The sequence below is a fragment of the Anaerococcus porci genome (assembly GCF_034090325.1).
GTDB classification, from domain to species: domain Bacteria; phylum Bacillota; class Clostridia; order Tissierellales; family Peptoniphilaceae; genus Anaerococcus; species Anaerococcus porci.
On the sequence record NZ_JAXDSU010000034.1, the window covers coordinates 1 to 21,276 of the forward strand.

Genomic DNA, 21,276 nt, shown 5'->3' on the forward strand with positions numbered 1-21,276 from the left:
GTCTTTATGATTTAAATGGTAGTTTAATAATTTCAATCCACACTCCCATGAAGGGAGTGACTTATATTAAATCGTTTAAATAGTAAATTAATTAAATTTCAATCCACACTCCCATGAAGGGAGTGACACTGATATTAAACAATATATAAATCGTGCAAAATGGTTAATTTCAATCCACACTCCCATGAAGGGAGTGACTGCAGATTTCAGGCATTCTTCGAGCCTTCTTATCTGCAAGAATACATTATAATCTTAAAATTATAATATATATAAAGTTTTTTATGAGATATGTTTAATATTTTTATGTTAAGCCAAACTTCTCACATTATTAATAAATCCTTCTCAGGATTATAGGCTTCATCTTTTCCTATAGATTCTACTCTTCTTTCCCAATTTTTCCCCAAATTATATATTCTTATACTATCTTCTTCTAGATCTATCACTTTTTCTAGTTTGTTTTTTATCTTCACCAAGTCTGCAGGATATATATTAAGTTCAAATACTGAATTTTGAACTCTTTGTCCATAGTTTGTACAAATTTTTGCAACTTGTCTTAATCTTCTGCTTCCACCCTTACTTGATGTTTTTACGTCATATGTTATTAATATTTGCATTTCATTTCCTCATATAAGGAGGGTAGGATTCTATATCTCCTCTAATGTAGCTATTTAATAATTGAGCTTGAACATGTGCTAGTAAACCTATTTGAACTTTTTCTTCTAAGAAAGGATGATATATTTCTTCATGACTTCTCTCGTTCCAATAAGATAATATTAGGTTTCTTCCCTTTTCATTTAATAAAGTTGCTCCATTTTCTTTGATTTCAAATTTTGTTTCATCAATTCTATTTAAGTTTATTAGAGATAAAACAAATTTGTCCACCATAAAAGCTCTCATTTCTTCAATTATATCTAAAGCCATACTCACTCTACCTGGTCTATCCGTATGAAAAAACCCTGCATAAGAGTCTATCCCAACACCTTCCAGTGCAGATGCTATTTCATTTGTTAATATGCTATATAGAAATGACAGCATAGCATTCACCATATCCAAAGGAGGTCTTTTGTTCCTTCCATTGAAATAAAATTCCTCTCTGTTTTTTATTATCAACTCATCAAATACTGAAAAATATTCCGAAGCTATTTTTCCTTCTATACCTCTTATTTCATCTTTAGTTTTTGCCAAAGGTATTTGTAACATTAATTCTTTAATTCTATTTATTACTTTCTCTACTCTAGGCAAATCTATTTTATCTTTATGGTCCAGTTTCCCTCTTATTAGTAGCTTTCTACAATTATAGGCTTTAGCATAAATAATATTTTTTACAAAGTCTATTGAGTCTATACTCTCACTAAGTTTATATTGTTTTTTACGTGTATAGATATTACCGTATGATTTTCCTACGACTCTTCCACAAAATCTACCAAATGGGTCATAGAATGTCACACTTACATTGTTCTCCATACAAAGTTTCATCAAAGCCGGGCTTATTCCCATATAATTAAAGCAGATTATCTGTCTTAATATATGGATAGGATATCTTCCAATACGTTTATTATCTACAGATATTACTATGTTTAACCCCTCTCTTTTTAAGTAAGCATCTGAATTTGTTACGTATAAGGTGTTTAGTAATTTTTTCATAGTAGTTCACCATATAAGTAATTTTTTACATTTTTAGGCTTTTTTGTGAGTCTTGGATTGCATTCTTCATTTAATGAACATAGTCTACACTTCCTATATAATTCAGCTTTTGGCACAATTTTATTTTCATAGTATTGGTGCATTTTTTCTGCTGTATCAATAGTAAGAGATCTCAAATCTTTATCAAATTCAACTTTTATTCTATTGTCAGTTTCTCCATAATAGATATATGAGTAGTCTAGTTTCGTTTTAAAAATCTCCTCTATACATATAGCTTCTGCCATTAGTTGACATTCATCGTAAGAATATTTTTTCTTCTTTCCTCTTTTGTACTCAATAATTGTTGGCTTCCGTAAGCCATCTCTACCTTTTAATTTTATTCCATCATCTGATTTATTAAATTCTATTACATCAAGAATACCGCTTAATCCCAATGTTTTTGAACTAATAGGCATAGCTCTAGAAATGATTTTATTCTTTCTCTTTTCCTTTAAAAATGGCTTATCTGCTTTTTCGTGAAGTATTTGTCCTTCTATAGTGTAAGTATTTTCTTTCCACACATTTTCAATATGGATTAAAGCCCATTGTCTTTTACAAAATAGAAAATGTTGTATTCCACTCAAGAGCAAATAGTCATCAGGATTATACATCTTATAAACCTACAAAATGTTCTACACTTATGCCTAAATCTTCATATTCCTTTAATTTCTCTTCATCTAATCTAAAGTTATAATCTTCATATTTTTTGTCTTTATTTTCTTCTTGATCTAGGTCATAGATAAGCATATCCTTTAACTTTCCACTAGATACATCGCCTATTTTTGAAGAATGATTTATCCAATATATATCTTTTACTTCCATGGAGCCATCAGGTCTTGCAGACGATACATCATTTATAAATAATGTCCTAATTGCTTCTTTTAGCACTTCTAAGTCTTTTTCATCAAAACCAGTTTTTTCTGCAAAATACGCATTTACGCTACCATTTACTACATAAACAGCATAGTCTATATAGTGTTTTGATCCAATAGTATCAGAAGATTTTTTTCCGTCTTTCATTTCTTGCCCATTTACACTTTTTGTTATTTGCATAGTTGTTATTATAGCTGGTTCTACTGACTTAGCTATTGATATAGAAACTGGGCCTCTTATCCCAACTGATTTTTTTAAATAAGTAACAACTTGCCCAAAAGACCTTACGTCTAACCAATATTCACATGATTTCTCTTCAATTTCTTGATTTGTACTCTTATTATCAAATTTAGAAGAAAATCTTGCTTCTAGAGAATTAAATCCATCATCGCTCCTGTTTTCAGATTTTACAAATATTTCGTGCCCCATATCTTGCATTCTATTTCTTATTTTTCTTTTTAAACATACATCACTTATTTCTCCATATCCTCTAGAATCTATTCTAGGCATATTACCTGCTAATGGATCTCCATTTGGATTTGCTCCCTCTACTTTAATTGTAAAAATAAAATCTACTTTCTTATTAATCATCGTTTCCCTCCCTATTTGATTTTTTAGTAAATATATCTTTCATTTGTGCTTCATATCCAAACATAAATCCTGGACCTAAAGGAATATTACTAGATTGTTTTTTATAATTATAATTTTCATCTATTAAGTTAATAACCTCTCTCATTTCATTTTTAAGTTTAAAGTAAATTCCTCTTTTATTCTCATTTATCATTAGTTTATTATGGTATGGCATAATCATGTTTCTTAATCTTGTACTAATTAATACAGGGTTATTAATATATGATGTCCATAGTTTTTCTGCATTTGAAACTCTTATGTCATCATCTTTATCAAAACAAGATTTTTCTATTCTTTCATATATGGCAAGTAGTCTTCCATATAAGTATGACCTATCTTTATTTTCTCTATCTAGCATATTTGTATCTATGTCCTCCTTATATCTTAAAATTGCCATAGCACAATTTTTCATTCTATTCCATGTTTTATCATATCTTTGCCTTTGTTTTAGGTTATTCTCTAATGCTTTTTCAATATTATCGCTTATATCTTTACCTTCAACAATAGAAGAGATTATTATTTGTAATTGACTTTGCAAGAATTTATCGCTTGCTATTTTTAAAGTACTATCTCTTTCTATTCCATAGGCTGAAACTAATATATTGTAAGGACTTGGTGTAAATACCACCTCTTCATCTAATTCTTTATTGTAGCTAAACCAATAATATTTATTTTGCCATTTTCCTAAATTTTCTTTTAATATGGATGTATCCATTTCTTTGAAATATTTGGCTGCCGACCTTCCATTACTTACCTTGTCAAATATTGCCACATAGTATTTAGATGAATCAGAAAATAATATTTTTCCTTTTAAAAATGATTCTCCTATATCTTTACTTGTATCAGTTCCTATCGGAGTAATAGTTTTTATAATTTTAAATACACTAGAATTTAGATTTAACTTAGAATCATTTTTAATATCATCTGAAAACCAATTAACTAAATATGAGTTTGAACCCAACCACACCGAGGTTTTCTTAGATGATAATAAATATTTTGCCATCAAATGAATTTTCTGGCTTGAGTCAGTACCTATCTCTATAGTTTGATCTGGATTAGAAAATCTTCCTAAATAATTTTCATCACTTGCTGTTATTTGAGAAATCAACCTAGCTGTTCCCATTAAAGGTCTATGCTTTGTACATAGATAATCCTCTTTCCCACTTATATTACAAATGATTTTCTCTTTTTCTTCATCATTTTCATTTGAGTATTTTACATATTTAATATATGCTTCATGTAACTTTTTATTTTCACTAACTGATATGTCTTTTATTCCATCATAGTCTTCAATAACGAATGTAAAAAACACTTTAGAAAAATCAAAAGTTTTAGCTTTCTTTTCCCCTTCTTTCTTGTATTCTATTTTCACCCCTTTTCCTATAACATAATGGTTATAAAATTTATCTACAATTAATTTAAAGGAATCATCTTTTGATATAAAATTATATATAATTTTTAAGAAGTCATCTTCTGAGTAGTCTATCCATTCCTCTAATTGTTTTTTATATGCTTCTTCTTTTTTTGAATCCTTATCAAACAAATATGCACCATTATCTACTAGAGGATGTGGTGCTACCCCACTTGATCTTGCTACAGAATCCTCCGTTATAGGAAAAACTATAATTTCATTTTTTTCAAGGAAATTCGCATCTATTATATTAGATTTTTTATCTATTTTTACACTTATTATATTTTTTCCATCAGACTTCTTCTTTTCATGATACATAGGTAGAATAACATCACTTCCATCAAGCTTATCTACCATCTTATTTTTTTCAGCATATTCATATGAATTATAAAGTACTTGAAGTAAACTCATAGGCTATCTCCATAATCTTTTAATTCCTCGTCGACACTCTTAGTTAAGTCAGCTACTTTAAAACTATAATCGTCTAATTCATTTACAATTTCACATTCCTCTGGACGGATAAATTTAATTCTTCCATTTCTCATATCTATATTTGTAAAGGTTGATTTTAATTTATCTCCAGATTCTTTAGGATATATAAAACCATTAAACATTATTCCAAACGATAAACTCTTATTATCATAATATCCTATATCTTTTTCATATTGGTTTTTATCTAGGATTTCAATATATCCAAGGCATTCGCTAACTCCTAAAAATATCGGCCTTCTTCCACCTCTTTTTAAAGATCTTTTTGTTATTTCTTCATGTTTTCTCATATTCCTATCATTTTTAAGGTCAGGCCTATTCTCATTCCATTCGAAATGAAACTTAACATAGTAGCAAACATCAGTCAAATAGGTATATGCACTTAAATCTGACTTATAGCTATTTAACAACAACCTTGTACCTACAGTATAAGTTTCAATTTTTTTTATTACCCTAACTTCATCTATTTCATTTCTGATTGTGGGTTTAAAATAGTTTGAATCTATAATCCCTCTTAAAGATTCTCTTGTTGGGATTTGATAAGTAAGCTTTTCTCCCCCGCTCTTAGATTCTGGAGTAGTCCACAAGGCCCTATCCCCATAAACTTTCGCGTAAAAATATTGTGATTTTTCCATTTTTCCTCCTTTCTATTTTCATGTTATTATTAGTGTAATATATGATTCATTATTTGTCAACTTATTTTTTATTAATAATAATTTTGGGTATAATTTATATATCAGAGTAAACTCTGTGGATTGAAATATGTTTTTATTTGTGTAAGGAGCTGTAGCTCCTTTTAAATTATAAACAAATCATTACTTTCAAAATTAACTCCTATTTTATCGTCATAAAACTCATTATTTAGTATATAAATTTTTCCATCTAAAATCTCTTCACAAGATTCCAAATTGTTTTTTCCAATACTAACACTATATGGATTTAATTTCCTTACTATATTTTTCATTTTCTTAAGTAAGGAAAAATCATAACTTTCTCTAAAGCTTATCTCTAAGTCTCTAATATCATTTATATAATCTTTGGTATCTTCACACTCCACTATGGCTGTGTCCATCTTATTTTCAATCAAATTGAAGTTATTATATGCGCTTTTAAAGCTTTGAGTCATTACTGTTGCTAATATTTCAAAATTATTCAAGTAACTCTCATTACTTGTGCTTATTTTTTCGATAGAACTTTCTATATTAATTAAAGAGTTATCAAGAAATGATAATAAATCTACAAAATTACTTTCTTTTATCTTATAAGATAGTCGATTATAATCTAAATTTGTATAAAGTTTCTTAAAATAAATAGGTATTATTTCTTCTATGTCTTGATTATTACCTAATTTACTTAAGGCATATCGTCCAGCCTCTTTTCTTTCTTTAAGAGATTTTATATAGTCCAAGTTTTCAGCCTCTCTTGATAGGTTAATTAAATATACTATTCCATACTCAAGTTTAGCTTCTCTATTACACCTTCCCATTGATTGAATTATAGAGTCTATTCCTGTATAAGATCTTATGACAACTTCAAAATCAACATCTACTCCAGCTTCTATAAGCTGAGTGCTTATAACAACAATCTTTTCATTATTTTCTAACCTATCTTTAATTTCTTTTATTATCCTTAATCTATCTACAGAGTGTAGATTAGTTGTTAAATAATATAGATTTTCACTTTCTATATCATTTTTCAAAAGCTCATATGTGTTTTTGACAGCTTTTTTTGTATTTAATATAATAAGATTTGACTTATCTTTATTATCTAGAATGAGATTTCTCAAGTCATCTATGGAAGTTTCTTCTCCGTTTTTATATATTTCAACTTTTGTTCTTTTAAAGACAACTTTTTGTTCTTTACTAAGATTTAAAACATCTTTATTTTCTAAATTATCATCACCATATTTTAGCCTATAAACTAAATTTTCGTAATCATAAGTAGGTTGTGTAGCTGTAGATAAAACTATATTAGCCTTCATTACTTCTTTTAAAAAGTTAAGAGCAAGATTTGTAGGATACAAAACATCTACAGGCAAAGATTGCAGCTCATCTAAAATAATAGTTGAATTAGCTAATGATTTAAATCTTCTTATATTTGATGAAGAGCCTTTAAATAATGTATTAAAAAATTGAACCATTGTTGTTAATACAATAAGATTAGTCCAATCATCAAGAATATAATCATGTTTGATTTTTTCAAGACTATCACCAAAGTCATCATTAAAAGAGTTACTCTCTTCTTTTTCCTCTACTACATTCGAATGATGCTCTAGTATGTATTCCTCATTTTTTAAAACATCTTTAATAACTTTAGCGTTTTGTTCTAGTACAGATAAATATGAAGTTATATAGAAAAATCTATCTTTACCTTTATACTTAAGCTGGTTTACTCCATAAGCTAAGGAAAGTAATGTTTTTCCTGCACCAGTCGGTAAATCAAGTCTATAGATTCCACTTCCAAATTTTTTGGAATTTTCGAAAACTTGAGTTGATATATCATATCTCACCTTATTTATTTTTGATTTTGGATTTCCAAACTCCTCGTATTTTAGATTAATTTTATTTACAAATTCATCTTTTACATTTTCTATCAATTTATAATCTTTATCTTCAATAACTGTTTCGTATGAATTTATAGTATCTTTAACATCTGCAGATTTTAATATTGATACAAGTAATCTAATAAGCATAGAATTATAAAATTGTTTTTCTTTAAACTCATAGTTTTCATCAGCCTCATTCTGAGATGATATATCAAGCCTACTTATTATATTTTCATACTCTTTAAAGGAGTTAATAAATATTTTGATAATATCTATATTCTTATCCAATAGAAATTTTTTTAATTCTACATAAAACTCTCTTATATCAAAAGATAATTCTTTTTCTATATTAGTAATCCTATCTAAAGATGTAAAAACATATATTTTATCTTTATTTTTTCTTATCATATTATATTGACCATGATGAGATAAAATCGAATAAATCAAAACATTACAAAAATCTAAAAATATATTTAAATTTTCTTCTTCATTTATATAAGAAGAAAATTTTAAGCAGTTGTTATTATTCTGTATATCTTTAACTAAATATTTTATTAGAATACCGCCTAAAGTAGAATGATCTACACTTTTTTTAGAGTTTTTTGTGATTTTTTCTTGAAATTCATCTCTAGCTTTTCCTATATCATGAAGAAATCCAATTATATAAGCTGAATTCTCAAGATTTAAATCTTGAGCTAATTTTCTTGATTCATTGGCCGTATTAATTAAATGATCAAATAAGCTTTGTTTTCTTTCTATATTTTTTTGATCAATATGAGCATATAAATTTTCAAACATAAAACCATCCATTTCTAAATGTTTTTTATAATTATTTTATTATATTATCTAATATTATTATGTTTATACCCAATACAAATATTTTACATTCTTAATTTATTTATATTTCAAATATAATAATAAAAACATTCGCATAAAATATAACGTGTGATATAATAATGTCAAAATAGGTATTACCTTTTAAAATTATTCTTTAAGGAGGTCTTATGGAAAAGAAAATAAACATTCAAAATACAGAAAATATCGATATGGATTTTGAAAAGACAGCTGTTCCTAAGAATGCAAGAAAGAGCTTTTGGTCTATCACTATAGTATGGCTTGGCTTTGTTTTTGTAATTACTAGTATGATGACAGGTGGCGGCCTTGCTAGCGGTTTAAGTTTCAAACAAATAATATTCGCTACCACTATCGGAAACGTTTTTCTTTGTCTTATTGCAATTGCTATCGCTAACATGGCAAGTAAAACCGGCCTTAGTTTTGCTCTTATAACAAGACATACATTTGGAAACAAAGGTTCAAAGATAGCAACTCTATTTGTTCCAATAGTTAATATAGGTTGGTACACTATCCAAGCTGCCACATATGGTAAATTTATATCTAGCGTTTTAGGTATTGAAGGCTATGGAGAATTAGCTATTCTTTTCTTAAGTGCTATAGTTATGGGAATATTTTCTTTCGCCGGTATCAAAGCTATAACTATTCTTGGGTATATAGCTATACCAGCTATCATATTTTTATCAATGGGTACTGCTTTAAAATCAGGAAATTTAGCAGGTTGGGATACCATATTTAATTGGATACCTGCTAAAGAAATGTCTATGGTAAATGGTGTAACTATAGTTATAGGAACTTGGATATTATCTACTGCTACTTGTATAGCTGATACTATGCGTTTTGCTAAAAACCCTAAAGAAGCTATGCTTAGTGCATGTGTAGGCCTTTTAGGTGGTAATAGTTTGCTTATCTTATGTGGTTCTATCGCTGGAATCGGAATGAATGATAGCGACTTAACAGCAGTGCTACTAAAATTGGGCCTTGTAATTCCATCATTAATTTTAATGACTACAAATATATTCACCACAAATGCAGCAAATTTATATTCTTCTTCACTAAACTTAGCTAACAGTTTCAGTACAGATAGAAAAAAAATAATAGCAATAGTATTATTGGCTTCTGGTTTACTATGTCTTACAAAGCCTTATGATATTGCTATATTGTTTACCTTTTTAAATTTGTTGGGTGTTATAGTTCCCCCTCTTGCTGGAATTATCTTATCTAATTACTATATTGTAAACGAAAGAAATTATCCTGATTTAAACTCTAATTCAATAAAAGATTGGGCTATTACACCATGGATTAGCTGGGTGGCTTCTTTAGTCATAGTTAAACTTTTAAGCAACGTTGCTGAAGGTTGTAGTGCAATTAATGGTATATTCGGACTTCCTGCCTTAAATGGTATAATAGCAGGATTTATAATCTATAACTTAATTGCTAAATTCACAAAAAAAGGAGCATAAAATGAATGACAAGATTATTAAAAAATATAGGATTATTTCTATAATAGGCATAATAATTATGGGAATAGGCTCTTTTATGTGTTGTTTGTCTTCAACTAAATTTGGAATGAATTTTGGAACTATTTTATTATGTATAAGTATAGTTCTATCAGTTATAGGTTTTTCTAAATGGCAACCATAAATACCGAAGATAATTTAAGGAATAAGGCAAGAAAATATATACTAGATGAGATTGAAAATCTAATTAGCAGAAAACAAAACAAGCTTCCTTCTGAAAAAGATATGGCTAATAAGTTTGGCATAAGTAGGGTTACTTTGAGAAGTGCTCTTTCTGATTTAGAAAGAGAAGGTAAAATTAATCGAATTCAAGGAAAGGGAACCTTTGTAAGTCCAAATTATAAAAATATGAAAATAGATTTATTCAGAATGAAAACTTATGGTGATATTATTGAAGATTTAGGATATAAACAAAAAATTACATCAATAAAAACAAAGATAATTTATACTCCAGATTGGATAAAAAATGATATTTTTGGAAAAAATGGAAAGCTAATCATTAGTGCTAGAGCTTTTTATGCTGACAATAAAATAGCTGTAATATGCTTAGATTTTTTACCTATTTATTTCAAAAATGATTTAGAATATATTAAATCCTATAATGACTCTCTTTTTAATTTTTACAAAGAAAAGTATAATATAAGAATTTCAAGTGATAGTATAGAGTTTCATGCTGTAGAACCAGAAGATATTAAAAAAGTCTTAGATATAGATGACAAATTTCTACCTAATAAATGTATTTTGTTAAGAGGTTTTGAATACGATGATAAGGGTAAAGCTGTATTATATACTATGGAATATGTAGATACAGACTACATACCAATATCAACTATTAGATATAGGTAAATAAAGGGTTATTATGAAAAAAGAATTTAAACTTATATATGAGCAAAAAGAATATTATAAGTTATCAGATCTAAAAGATTTTGAAGTTAAATTATTATATAGAGTTCTTGAAATTTGTAAAGAGTCTAAAGAAAAGGGAAACCACCCTTTTGGATGTCTACTTGCAGATAAGGATGTAAACATACTTATGGAACAAGGTAATGAAGAAGTTAGTCAAAATGGTGACTGCACTGCCCACGCTGAAGCTCTCCTTATGAGAAAAGCTTCACAAATTTATTCTAAAGAAGAAATGAAAGAATTTACCCTATATAATTGTGCAGATTCTTGTGCCATGTGCACAGGAGCTATGTATTGGGGCAATCTAGGTAGGCATGTATATATAGCCAGAGAATCAGAACTTAAAAAATATACAGGTAACGATATAAGAAATCCTACTTTAAATCTACCTAGTAGAGTTGTAATCGCTAGTGGACAAAAAGAATTCAAAACTCTAGGACCATTCCTAGAACTTGAAGAAGAATTTTTTAAGCTTCACAAAGATTATTGGAATAAATAAAGTCAAAGGGGATGTTGTAAAATTATGAATTTATAACGTTGAATCATTACAAGTTACTCATAAAAAATTTGAGAATAACCTTCCAACTCATGAAAGTCAATTGTCGTGGAGGAGCTTGTGATGATTATGAAAAGATTAATTCATTTTGCAACAATCCCTTTTTTATTGAATATATGGAGACTATATAAAATTTTCTTTAATTCATTTAATAAATATATAACTCTCAAAAAAGGTAATTTAAATAAAGATGTATATATTTTTTACTTATTGAAACAATTTATTAGTCAAGTCCATAATATTGTGTAAAAATTACTAGCACAATATTATGGACTTGACTTTAATATTGTGCTACTAATTTAAATATATATTAATTTATTAATCAATACTATAAAATCAATACTTTTTTCTCCTAATTATTATAAAAACTTAGTATATTATGGTAAATATTACATATAATTGACTTTATTATTTTGATTTTGTAAAATTAGATTATGATGCACTTTCTATATATCGGAGTGCGTCTTATCCTAGTTTTCTAGGATTAATTATTTTTACGGAGGTTTTTATGACAAAAGGAAAAGGTATTCTTGATAACTTGCTTGTTAAGTTAATCATTGCTATTGCTATAGGTATTCTTATAGGAAACTTTGTAAATGAGCCTATTATGGAGGTTATTTCTACTATTAAGTATGTGTTATCTAACCTTATAAATTACATAGTTCCTTTAATTATCCTAGGTTTTATTACTCCCGCTATTGTTTCTTTGAACGAAAATGCAGGAAAGGTCTTGAGTATAACTCTTATTATCTGTTACATATCTTCAATTGGAGCATCATTTTTCTCTTATATTGCAGGAACTTTAATTATTCCTCATTTAAATATTGTAAATGATTCAGCCAATGCCAAAAAGCTTCCAGAGCTTTTATTTCAAGTTGACATACCACCGCTAATGGCTGTTATGACAGCTCTTGTTACATCAATTCTTATTGGTCTTGCTGTTATATGGACTAAATCTGGAAGGTGGGAGGAGTTATTAAAAGAATTTAATAATATGATTTTGGCCTTAGTTAATAAGGTTGTTATCAAAATCTTACCAGTCTACATAGCAACCACTTTTGCTGAGCTTTCATATGAAGGCGTTATAGTTAGTCAATTTCCTGTATTTCTTAAGGTTATCCTTATAGTTATGTTAGGACACTACATATGGTTGTTGCTTCTTTACTTAATAGGTGGAGCTATAAGTAAAACTAATCCTATGGAGGTAATAAAGCACTACCCACCCGCCTATCTTACAGCAATTGGAACTATGTCATCAGCAGCAACTCTTTCTGTTTCATTAAAGTGCTCTGCAAAATCCAAAACTTTAGATCCAAAAATTAGGGACTTTGTTGTTTCTCTTTGTTCAAATACACATCTTTGTGGGTCGGTTTTAACTGAAACATTCTTTGTTATGGTTGTTTCTCAAATCCTTTATGGAAAATTACCTGACGTTGGATCCATGATTTTATTTATACTTTTATTAGGAATATTTGCGATTGGAGCTCCAGGGGTTCCTGGTGGAACTGTTATGGCATCTCTAGGTCTTATAACTTCAGTTTTAGGCTTTGATGCAACAGGTACAGCTCTTATGCTTTCAATCTTTGCCCTTCAAGATTCTTTTGGTACTGCTTGTAACGTTACAGGAGATGGTGCTATTGCTCTTATGGTTACTGGAATATTTAAAAAAGTTCCAGGAAGAGATGGTAACCCTCCATATAAGGGAGATTTATCATAATGGATTATAAAGAATTAATTAAAAGAGAATTAATTCCTGCATTTGGTTGTACTGAACCAATTGCTATTGCCTTTGCTTCTGCGAAAGCAAGTGAACTTTTGGGTAAAAAACCCGAGAAAATCATTGCCAATCTTTCTTCAAATATGATTAAAAACGCATATTCTGTTACAGTTCCTGGAACTTTGGGTAGAAAAGGCATAGAAATTTCTATAGTAGCCGGAGCTCTTTTGGCCGACTCTAGCAAAAAGCTTGAACTTTTAAGTACCATTGACAAATCTAGGCTATCTGAGTGCGATGATTTTATTAAAGAAGGGTGTGTAGAGCTTAATCTTGCCAAAGGTAAGGCTAATTTATATATAGAAATTATTACAATTAATGAAGACAATTCTTCTAAAGTTGTCGTTGAAGATAGTCATACTAATATTGTTAGAATGGAAAAAAATGGAGAGGTCATTTTTGATAAGACATCAAAAGATAATAACGAGGATTCTTGCTCTTTCTCCTTTAATGAAATTTATAACTTTGCAAGAACTTGTGATTATAACGATATCAAGGATATTCTCCAAAAACAAATAGACTACAATCTCAAAATTGCTCAAGAAGGTCTCGATAATGATTGGGGGTCTAATATAGGACGACTAGTTTTAGAAATGGATAACAAGGCTTATTTTGAAAAACTAGTAGCCTTTGCGGCTGCAGGCTCTGATGCAAGAATGAATGGTTGTGAGCTTCCTGTAATTATAAATTCAGGCAGTGGAAACCAAGGCATAACCACATCTGTTCCTTTGATATTGTATGCCAAAGACTACAAATATAAGGAAGATGACCTTTATAGGGCCCTAATCTTTTCAAATCTTATCTCCCTTTATATAAAGGATAAGATAGGAAAGCTATCAGCTTATTGTGGAGTAGTTTCTGCATCAAGTGCTGTATTTTCTTCTATTGCCTTTATAAAAGGAGAAGATAAAAAAATCATAAAAGATACTATAATAAATTCCCTTGCTGTTAATTCTGGAATAATTTGTGATGGAGCCAAATCATCTTGTGCAATGAAGATTGCTTCAAGCCTTAGAAATGCTGCCCTTGCTTATGAGCAAGCAAAACATTATAAGTCATTTAAGCCAGGAGATGGTATAGTTAAAGATTCTTTAGATAAAACTATAGAAACTGTAGCAAATATAGCAAGATATGGAATGAAAAAAACTGATGAAGTTGTACTAAATGAAATGTTAGATAATAGAGACTACATAAAAGATTTCGAATAAAAATAAGACTTGTGTTTAAGAGCACAAGTCTTATTTTATTCAATCCAATATATCAATCTATTAAATTATTAGTTTCAAAAGCATTTAAATATCTAATTTTTTTAAAGATTATGGTTCACAAGAGTATAGCTTTGACTAAGAATACCATCTTCAAATTCATTAAAAACCCTAGTAAAATTTATGAGATTTTTATTAAGAGAAGAGATATTATAAAAATGGCTAATTAAAGTCATAAAATATATTAAAACATACCCATAAGTCTAGCATGGTTATTTTAAATAATTAATACACTTTTTTTAAATGCCTTGTAAAGCTTGTTATTATACAAAACCAGAAATCCAGTATTTCGCAAAATTTCAACGCAAAATCAAAAAATAAACCATGCCTATAAGATATAAGAACATGGTTTATTCAATATTTTTAGTTGTTAGCTTATCAGAAAAGTTTATATATTAATTCTAAATCAAGAGATAGTCTTAAACTTTCCTTTAATTTATAATAATAATTGAAATATCATTTACATTAGTCCCAGTAGGACCTGTTTTTATTAAATGATTTATCCTATCAAGGGCATGATAGGTATCATTGTTTTCTAAAGTATCATAGAAAGATATTCCACAATCTTTAAGCTCTTTCATAGTATTTCCATCAACAAATCCACCTGCCGCATCAGTTGGACCATCTGTCCCATCTGATGAATAAGAAATTATCCTAACATTGGAAAGATTTTCTATACCTAATGCAGCTGCAAAGGAAAGTTCTTGATTGCGTCCACCTTTTCCTTTTCCCTTTATTTTTACTACAGTCTCTCCACCAAATATATAAGCTTTTTTGTCATATCTCTTGCTTTGACTTTTTGCAATAGAAGCCATAAAAAAACCCGCCTCTCTTGCCTCACATCCTAAACTTGTAGTAAGGATTTCTGCCTTGTAGCCATAAGATTCTAAAATATTTTTGGCTTTTAAACAAAGTTCATCCACACTTCCTGATATTTTAGTAATTACATTTGGCAAATCTTTTACAGTTTCTGTCTTCATTAAATCATAAGCTTTGTCAGAAAGCTTAAGTTTATATTTTGAGACCAAGTCAAGAGCTTGCTTTGATGTTGACTTATCAACAAAAGTAGGCCCTGAAGCAATCATATCAGCTCTGTTGCCAATAACATCACTTAAAATAATATTAAAAACCGTGGCAGGATAACAAGCTTTAGCAAACTTTCCTCCCTTTAGTTTAGAAAGTCTTTTTCTAATAGTATTTATCTCAACTATATTAGCACCTTTTTTTAGCAAATCCTTATTTATATTCTGGATTTCTTCAAAATCTATAAGAGGGATTTCAAAAAGAGATGACCCTCCTCCTGAAATAAGCATCAAAACCAAATCATCATCACTTAAATTACTCACTAAATTAAGAGCATACTCGCTTGCCCTTATAGTATTTTCATCTGGAATCGGATGACCTGCTTCAAAGCATATGGCATTATCAAGCTTTTCCTCCATATAACCATACTTAGCAATAACAAGAGCCTCATCAAATTTAACATCTGACTCAAGAGCTGTCTTTGCCATCTGAAAAGCAGCCTTACCAATAGCTATAAGGATTTTCTTTCCTTTATTTTGCGGTAGATTTTTGAGTTCTTTTTTGACAGATTCATCTGGTAAGCATGACCTAATTGATTCATCAACAAGCTTTTCTAACATATTAATCATGCAAATCCCTTTCTTTTTAAGTATATTAATTATATGTAATATACTATTATAACATTATGGTAAAAGTAATTAGAATATATAATACAAAATTAAATCATTACATAAATAAAATGTAACATCTTTAATATGCTTGATAAATATATTGATTTTTAGAGCCAAAAATATAATAAACAATTTAGATGTTGTTCATATAAATATATTAGAGTTTTTCTAAGTTCAGTTAGATTAACTATATCCTATAAATTACATAAGCAAAATATTAGATTTTCAACTTATAGCTTTTTTATGCCATATAATTTAAAGCATATATCCAATAAAATTATAATTATTTACGTTAAATAGTAAAAATATTTTAATCACTTCTTGTTGATATCTTTTTATTCAAATATTTTAAAAAGTAGGTGGCGTTATAGCAAAAATTATAGAACATTCATTATTTCCTGGATTTCTCCATTTATGTTTGGTTCCTTTGGGTATTCTTACTGAGTCACCTGTATCTAAAATATGAGTCTCATTTTCCAACATGAGTTCAATTCTTCCTAAAATACATACAGCTACCTCTTCTCCCTTATGTAAGTTAAAATCATCAGAGTTAAACTGTTTTCCTGATAAAGTCATCTCACATAATTGAATGTCACCTTTCATATCTGGGCTCAATAAATCATAACTTAATTGATAGTTTTTTGAACTCGATTCACCATTTGTAATTCTAATCCTATCTCCTCTCTTTACTACCATCACAGAGTTGTTATAGTCTTCGGTAAATAATGAGAACATTGGTATATCTAATTTTTTAGATATATGTTTTAATGTATTAAGTGAAGGATTCGCTTTCCCTCTTTCTATTTGACTAAGCAAAGATGTAGAAACATCAATTTCTTCAGCTAGTTCTTTCAAAGAATAATTCTTGCTAACTCTATGTTTCTTTATATTATTGCCTAAATTATCTAATTCGATTTTAATCACCTCTTAATTATTTAATTAAAAAACTAACAAATTTATTATACCTTTACATCCTTTGGACTACTAACAAAATATATTTGACACAATCTTTTTATATGATAGAATTAAATTAAATTAAATATTTTAAATTTAATTTAATTTTAGGAGGGGAATATGGATATATCTGAATTTATTGAAAAAGAACCTGTTTTGAAAGATGTTGCAAATAAAAAAGAAACTGTTTGGATTAATAAAAGCAAAAAATCCGGAAATGAAGTATGGAAAAATTTTCCTTTTAGTGAAAACGATATTAAAGATGCAGAGAAAAGACTCGAAAGATTTGCACCACTTTTAATGGAATATTTTGATGATACTAAAGAAACAAACGGTATCATAGAATCTCCTTTAAGAAAAATTTCTAATATGGAAAATCTATTAAAAGAAAAAACAAAGTTTGAAGGTAATTTATTTTTAAAGATGGATTCACATTTAGCTGTAGCTGGATCAATAAAAGCAAGGGGTGGTATATATGAAGTACTTTCTTATGCTGAAAAACTTGCTATTGATGCAGGAATGCTATCAATTAATGATAACTATAAAAAACTTGCTAGTAAAGAATTTAGAAATTTTTTCTCGAAGCATACAATACAAGTAGGTTCAACAGGTAATCTTGGACTTTCTATTGGAATAAGTTCAGCCGCTCTTGGGTTTAAGGTAATTGTACATATGTCTAATGATGCAAAACAATGGAAAAAAGATTTATTAAGATCTAAAGGAGTGGAAGTTGTAGAATATGATGGAGATTTTTCAAAAGCCGTTGAATTAGGTAGAAAAAAGTCTAATGAAAATCCAAGTAGTTACTTTATTGACGATGAAAATTCAAAAACTCTTTTCTTAGGATATGCAGTAGCTGCTAATAGGATTAAAAAACAAATGGAAGAACAAAGCATAAGGGTAGATAAAAATAATCCAGTATTCTTTTATATTCCATGTGGAGTAGGAGGTTCACCGGGAGGAGTTTCTTTTGGACTAAAGAAAATATTTGGTGATAATTGCCATATATTCTTTGTAGAACCAACACATGCACCTAGTATGTTAATTGGTATGGATACAGGACTAAATGGAGATATTAGTGTACAAGATTTTGGTATAGATGGAAAAACAGAGGCTGATGGACTAGCTGTAGGAAGACCTTCTGGATTTGTAGGTAAGCTTATGGAACCAATCATATCAGGAATATTTACAATTGACGATTATAAATTATTTGAGTATATGAGATATTTAGATAAAAGTGAGGGTATTAGGATAGAACCTTCAGCATGTGCTTCTTTTGAAGGTCCTGCAAAACTGTTTGAATATGGTGCCACTAAAGAATATCTAAAATCAAGTAATATATTTGATATAAGAAAAAATATACAACATATTTCATGGGCAACTGGAGGAAATTTAGTTCCAGAAGGTATTATGGAAGAGTATTTAAAAACATATTTAAAATAGGAGAAAACGATGACTACAACCACTTTAACAATATTAGCTTTATTTATAGCGTTATTCATATTGATATTTTCTACAGTAAAACTAAAACTGCATCCTTTTTTTGCACTTTTAGCAGCAGGATTTAGTTTTGGTATAATATCTGGAATGAGTTTATCTAATATACTTGAAGCATTTCAAGAAAACATGGGCTCTACAATCGCAGGTATCGGAGTTGTAATAGCAATAGGCACAGTTACAGGTTATCTTTTAGAAAAAAGTGGTGCTGTTGAGACAATGGCTCAAACTATATTGAAAATCACCGGAAAAAAGCATGCTTCACTTGGATTGGCAATTACAGGATACTTTGTATCAATACCGGTTTTCTGTGATGCAGCTGTAGTTCTACTTGCACCTATCGCTAAAAGAATTAGTAAAGATTCAAAAATCTCAATGACATCTATAGCTGTGTCACTAACTATGGGATTACACGCTACACATATGTTTGTACCACCTACACCTGGACCTCTTGCTGTTGCTGGAATTGTTGGAGCTGATTTAGGATATGTTATTGGCTTTGGGGCTTTAGTTTCAATTCCAGTTATGTTAGTAGCACATTTTTATGGAGAATTTTTAGGAAAAAAATATAACTTTTTACCTAAACATGAAATAGAAATTCCAGAGGGACAAAAATTGCCTTCTGTATTTATGTCTTTTGCACCTATAGTTCTACCTATTATATTGATGCTAATAAAAACATTTACAGACATGCTTACTAAGAACTCTAACACAAACAATGCTTTAATAAGTTTCATAAACTTCATTGGTGAACCTATGATTGCTCTATTAATAGGTATGATAATCGCTCTATTATCATATATGTCTCTTAACAAGGATGATAAGGAAATTTATACATTCGATGGAGGTTTCGGTGAAGCATTAAAAACAGCAGGACAAATAGTTCTAATTGTAGGAGCCGGCGGTGCTTTTGGAGGTATTCTAAGGGCTTCAGAACTTCAAAATATACTTATAAACTTTTTCTCAGGAATAGATATAGGAATATTAGCTCCTTTTATTATCGGAGCAATTTTTAGAACAGCTATAGGATCTGGTACAGTTGCTATGGTAACTGCAGCAAGTATGCTTGCCCCTTTATTAGGAGTTTTAGGAATATCTTCGCCTATGGGATTGGTAATAGCCATGCTCGCCTGTGCTTCCGGTGGTTCCATGATATTCCATGCAAATGATGATTTCTTCTGGGTTGCAACATCTACTCTTGAAATCGACACAGGTCTAGGATATAAATCATTCTCAATAGCGTCAGTATTACAAGCAGTTACAGGACTAGCCATGGTTTACATTCTAAAATTAATATTATTATAATTAGGAGGAATTTATGAAATTAGATAATTTATCAACACCATCTATAATATTGAACTTAGATGCTTTAGAAAACAATATAAAAAGGTTTCATGGGCTTGCTTTAGAAAATAATAAAGAAATATGGCCTATGATAAAAACCCACAAATCTTCAGAGATTTTAAAAATTCAAAAAGATAATGGTGCAAGTGGAGTATTATGTGGAACATTAGATGAATGTGAAGCTAGTTATAAAGCTGGTTTTGAAAATATAATGTATGCTTATCCAGTTTCTGATGAAATAGCTATACAAAGAATTATTAAACTTTCTAAAAAATGCAATTTTATAATTAGGATAGATAACTTTGAATCAGCTAAACTTATTGATGAAAAAGCTAAAGATGAAAATGTAAAAATAAATTATAGTCTAATAATCAATTGTGGTCTAAATAGATTTGGAATAGATAAAGAAAACACTTTAAATTTCTTAGAAGAAATAAAAGAATTTGATAATTTAATTCTAGTTGGAATTTCAAGCCATCCAGGGCATGTTTATTCAGCTAAAGTACCAGAAGAAGTTGAAAAATATGTAAATGATGAAGTTGGAACTTTAAAATACGTCAAAAAACTATTAAATTCACATGGATATAATTTAAAATATATAAGTTCTGGTTCTACACCAACTTTTTTAAAAGCAGTTAAAAATAACACTATAAATGTATTCCACCCAGGTAATTATGTATTTTTAGATGCTATTCAAATTTCACTAGGAATATGTAAAGAAAAAGATTGTGCTTTAAGAGTATTAGCCTCTGTAATCTCAAATCCAAGAGAATCTAACTTTATGTTAGATGCAGGAGCTAAATGTTTAGGATTAGATCAGGGAGCTCATGGAAATGATTCAATAAAAGGTCACGGAATTATTATTGGTCATGAAAATGCTTTAATAGAATCTTTATCAGAAGAAGTTGGAAAAGTTAAAGATACTGAAAAAAAATTAAGAGTAGGTGAAAGAATTCAAATAATACCTAATCACTCTTGTTCTACTGCAAATTTAACCAACTATTTCTACGCATATAGGAATAATGAAGTAGAAAAAATTATAGAAGTTGATATAAGAGGAAATTCAAAAAAACAAATATTAGAATGATATATAATTCAAAACATAATGAATTAGGCCCTTCTAAATTTTAGGGCCTAATTTTTTGCGGGTCTGTAAATAGTTTTGTGTATCAACCTAAATCCTGATCAATGGGTAAGGGTTGATACAATTTTTTATGTATCAATATCTGTCCATTCCTATAGGAATGGAGCTTATCTTAATTTTATACGAACTTAATAAACTGTCA

The 21,276-nt window shown here is 28.9% G+C and carries 18 protein-coding genes; 9 read left to right on the forward strand and 9 right to left on the reverse strand.

The features are described from left to right. Positions 1-320: 320 nt before the first annotated feature. The 7 genes from cas2 to cas3 all read right to left on the reverse strand — a co-directional run bounded on the left by cas2 (position 321) and on the right by cas3 (position 8,429). A complete protein-coding gene (gene cas2, locus SOR60_RS03400) occupies positions 321-614 on the reverse strand; it encodes a CRISPR-associated endonuclease Cas2 (protein WP_176270202.1) in 294 nt (97 codons plus the stop codon). Position 615: 1 nt separating this feature from the next. Next, entirely contained in the window at positions 616-1,644 is a 1,029-nt protein-coding gene (gene cas1c, locus SOR60_RS03405; RefSeq protein WP_154541554.1) for a type I-C CRISPR-associated endonuclease Cas1c, read from the reverse strand. Continuing rightward, complete coding sequence (cas4, locus tag SOR60_RS03410) at positions 1,641-2,294, reverse strand: CRISPR-associated protein Cas4 (protein WP_154541552.1); 654 nt, start codon at positions 2,292-2,294, stop codon at positions 1,641-1,643. The genes cas1c and cas4 overlap by 4 nt, the downstream gene beginning before the upstream one ends. A gap of 1 nt (position 2,295) precedes the next feature. Beyond that, positions 2,296-3,147, reverse strand: coding sequence for a type I-C CRISPR-associated protein Cas7/Csd2 (cas7c, locus tag SOR60_RS03415; protein WP_320595197.1), 852 nt, complete (start codon positions 3,145-3,147; stop codon positions 2,296-2,298). Continuing rightward, the gene (cas8c, locus tag SOR60_RS03420; RefSeq protein ID WP_154541548.1) at positions 3,140-5,008 is read right to left on the reverse strand and encodes a type I-C CRISPR-associated protein Cas8c/Csd1; all 1,869 of its coding nucleotides are present in this window, start codon (positions 5,006-5,008) and stop codon (positions 3,140-3,142) included. The genes cas7c and cas8c overlap by 8 nt, the downstream gene beginning before the upstream one ends. Then, positions 5,005-5,721 (reverse strand): type I-C CRISPR-associated protein Cas5c, encoded by a 717-nt coding sequence (cas5c, locus tag SOR60_RS03425; RefSeq protein ID WP_154541546.1) that lies wholly within the window; start codon positions 5,719-5,721, stop codon positions 5,005-5,007. The genes cas8c and cas5c overlap by 4 nt, the downstream gene beginning before the upstream one ends. A gap of 161 nt (positions 5,722-5,882) precedes the next feature. Then, the gene (gene cas3, locus SOR60_RS03430; protein WP_154541544.1) at positions 5,883-8,429 is read right to left on the reverse strand and encodes a CRISPR-associated helicase Cas3'; all 2,547 of its coding nucleotides are present in this window, start codon (positions 8,427-8,429) and stop codon (positions 5,883-5,885) included. Positions 8,430-8,635: 206 nt separating this feature from the next. Between cas3 and SOR60_RS03435 the strand changes: the two genes are divergently transcribed. From SOR60_RS03435 to SOR60_RS03460, 6 genes are all read left to right on the forward strand, one after another. Then, positions 8,636-9,946: a cytosine permease gene (locus tag SOR60_RS03435; RefSeq protein WP_154541542.1), complete on the forward strand. Its 1,311-nt coding sequence runs from the start codon at positions 8,636-8,638 to the stop codon at positions 9,944-9,946. Position 9,947: 1 nt separating this feature from the next. Further along, positions 9,948-10,127, forward strand: a complete 180-nt coding sequence (locus SOR60_RS03440; protein WP_154541540.1) for a hypothetical protein — start codon at positions 9,948-9,950, stop codon at positions 10,125-10,127. Beyond that, positions 10,115-10,849 (forward strand): GntR family transcriptional regulator, encoded by a 735-nt coding sequence (locus SOR60_RS03445; RefSeq protein WP_154541538.1) that lies wholly within the window; start codon positions 10,115-10,117, stop codon positions 10,847-10,849. Before SOR60_RS03440 ends, SOR60_RS03445 begins: the two co-directional genes overlap by 13 nt. A gap of 13 nt (positions 10,850-10,862) precedes the next feature. After that, on the forward strand, positions 10,863-11,405 hold the full coding sequence (locus tag SOR60_RS03450; protein ID WP_154541536.1) for a nucleoside deaminase: 543 nt from the start codon (positions 10,863-10,865) through the stop codon (positions 11,403-11,405). Between the two features lie 565 nt (positions 11,406-11,970). Then, positions 11,971-13,179, forward strand: a complete 1,209-nt coding sequence (locus tag SOR60_RS03455) for a dicarboxylate/amino acid:cation symporter (RefSeq protein WP_320595198.1) — start codon at positions 11,971-11,973, stop codon at positions 13,177-13,179. Next, complete coding sequence (locus SOR60_RS03460) at positions 13,179-14,444, forward strand: L-cysteine desulfidase family protein (protein WP_320595199.1); 1,266 nt, start codon at positions 13,179-13,181, stop codon at positions 14,442-14,444. Before SOR60_RS03455 ends, SOR60_RS03460 begins: the two co-directional genes overlap by 1 nt. Positions 14,445-14,932: 488 nt before the next feature. On the opposite strand, the gene SOR60_RS03465 is transcribed toward SOR60_RS03460, so the two are convergent. Together SOR60_RS03465 and SOR60_RS03470 are read right to left on the reverse strand one after the other, a co-directional pair. Next, complete coding sequence (locus SOR60_RS03465) at positions 14,933-16,153, reverse strand: glycerate kinase type-2 family protein (protein ID WP_320595200.1); 1,221 nt, start codon at positions 16,151-16,153, stop codon at positions 14,933-14,935. Positions 16,154-16,543: 390 nt separating this feature from the next. Next, the gene (locus SOR60_RS03470; RefSeq protein ID WP_320595201.1) at positions 16,544-17,119 is read right to left on the reverse strand and encodes a helix-turn-helix domain-containing protein; all 576 of its coding nucleotides are present in this window, start codon (positions 17,117-17,119) and stop codon (positions 16,544-16,546) included. Between the two features lie 150 nt (positions 17,120-17,269). Here SOR60_RS03470 and dsdA point away from each other — a divergent pair, with 150 nt between their 5' ends. Genes dsdA through SOR60_RS03485 form a run of 3 tightly spaced genes read left to right on the forward strand, consistent with a single transcriptional unit; the run spans position 17,270 to position 21,077 of the window. Then, positions 17,270-18,592 (forward strand): D-serine ammonia-lyase, encoded by a 1,323-nt coding sequence (gene dsdA, locus SOR60_RS03475; RefSeq protein ID WP_320595202.1) that lies wholly within the window; start codon positions 17,270-17,272, stop codon positions 18,590-18,592. 9 nt (positions 18,593-18,601) lie between these two features. Next, positions 18,602-19,951: a GntP family permease gene (locus tag SOR60_RS03480; protein WP_320595203.1), complete on the forward strand. Its 1,350-nt coding sequence runs from the start codon at positions 18,602-18,604 to the stop codon at positions 19,949-19,951. A 13-nt stretch (positions 19,952-19,964) separates the two neighbouring features. Beyond that, positions 19,965-21,077 (forward strand): alanine racemase, encoded by a 1,113-nt coding sequence (locus SOR60_RS03485; protein ID WP_320595204.1) that lies wholly within the window; start codon positions 19,965-19,967, stop codon positions 21,075-21,077. Positions 21,078-21,276: the final 199 nt, after the last annotated feature.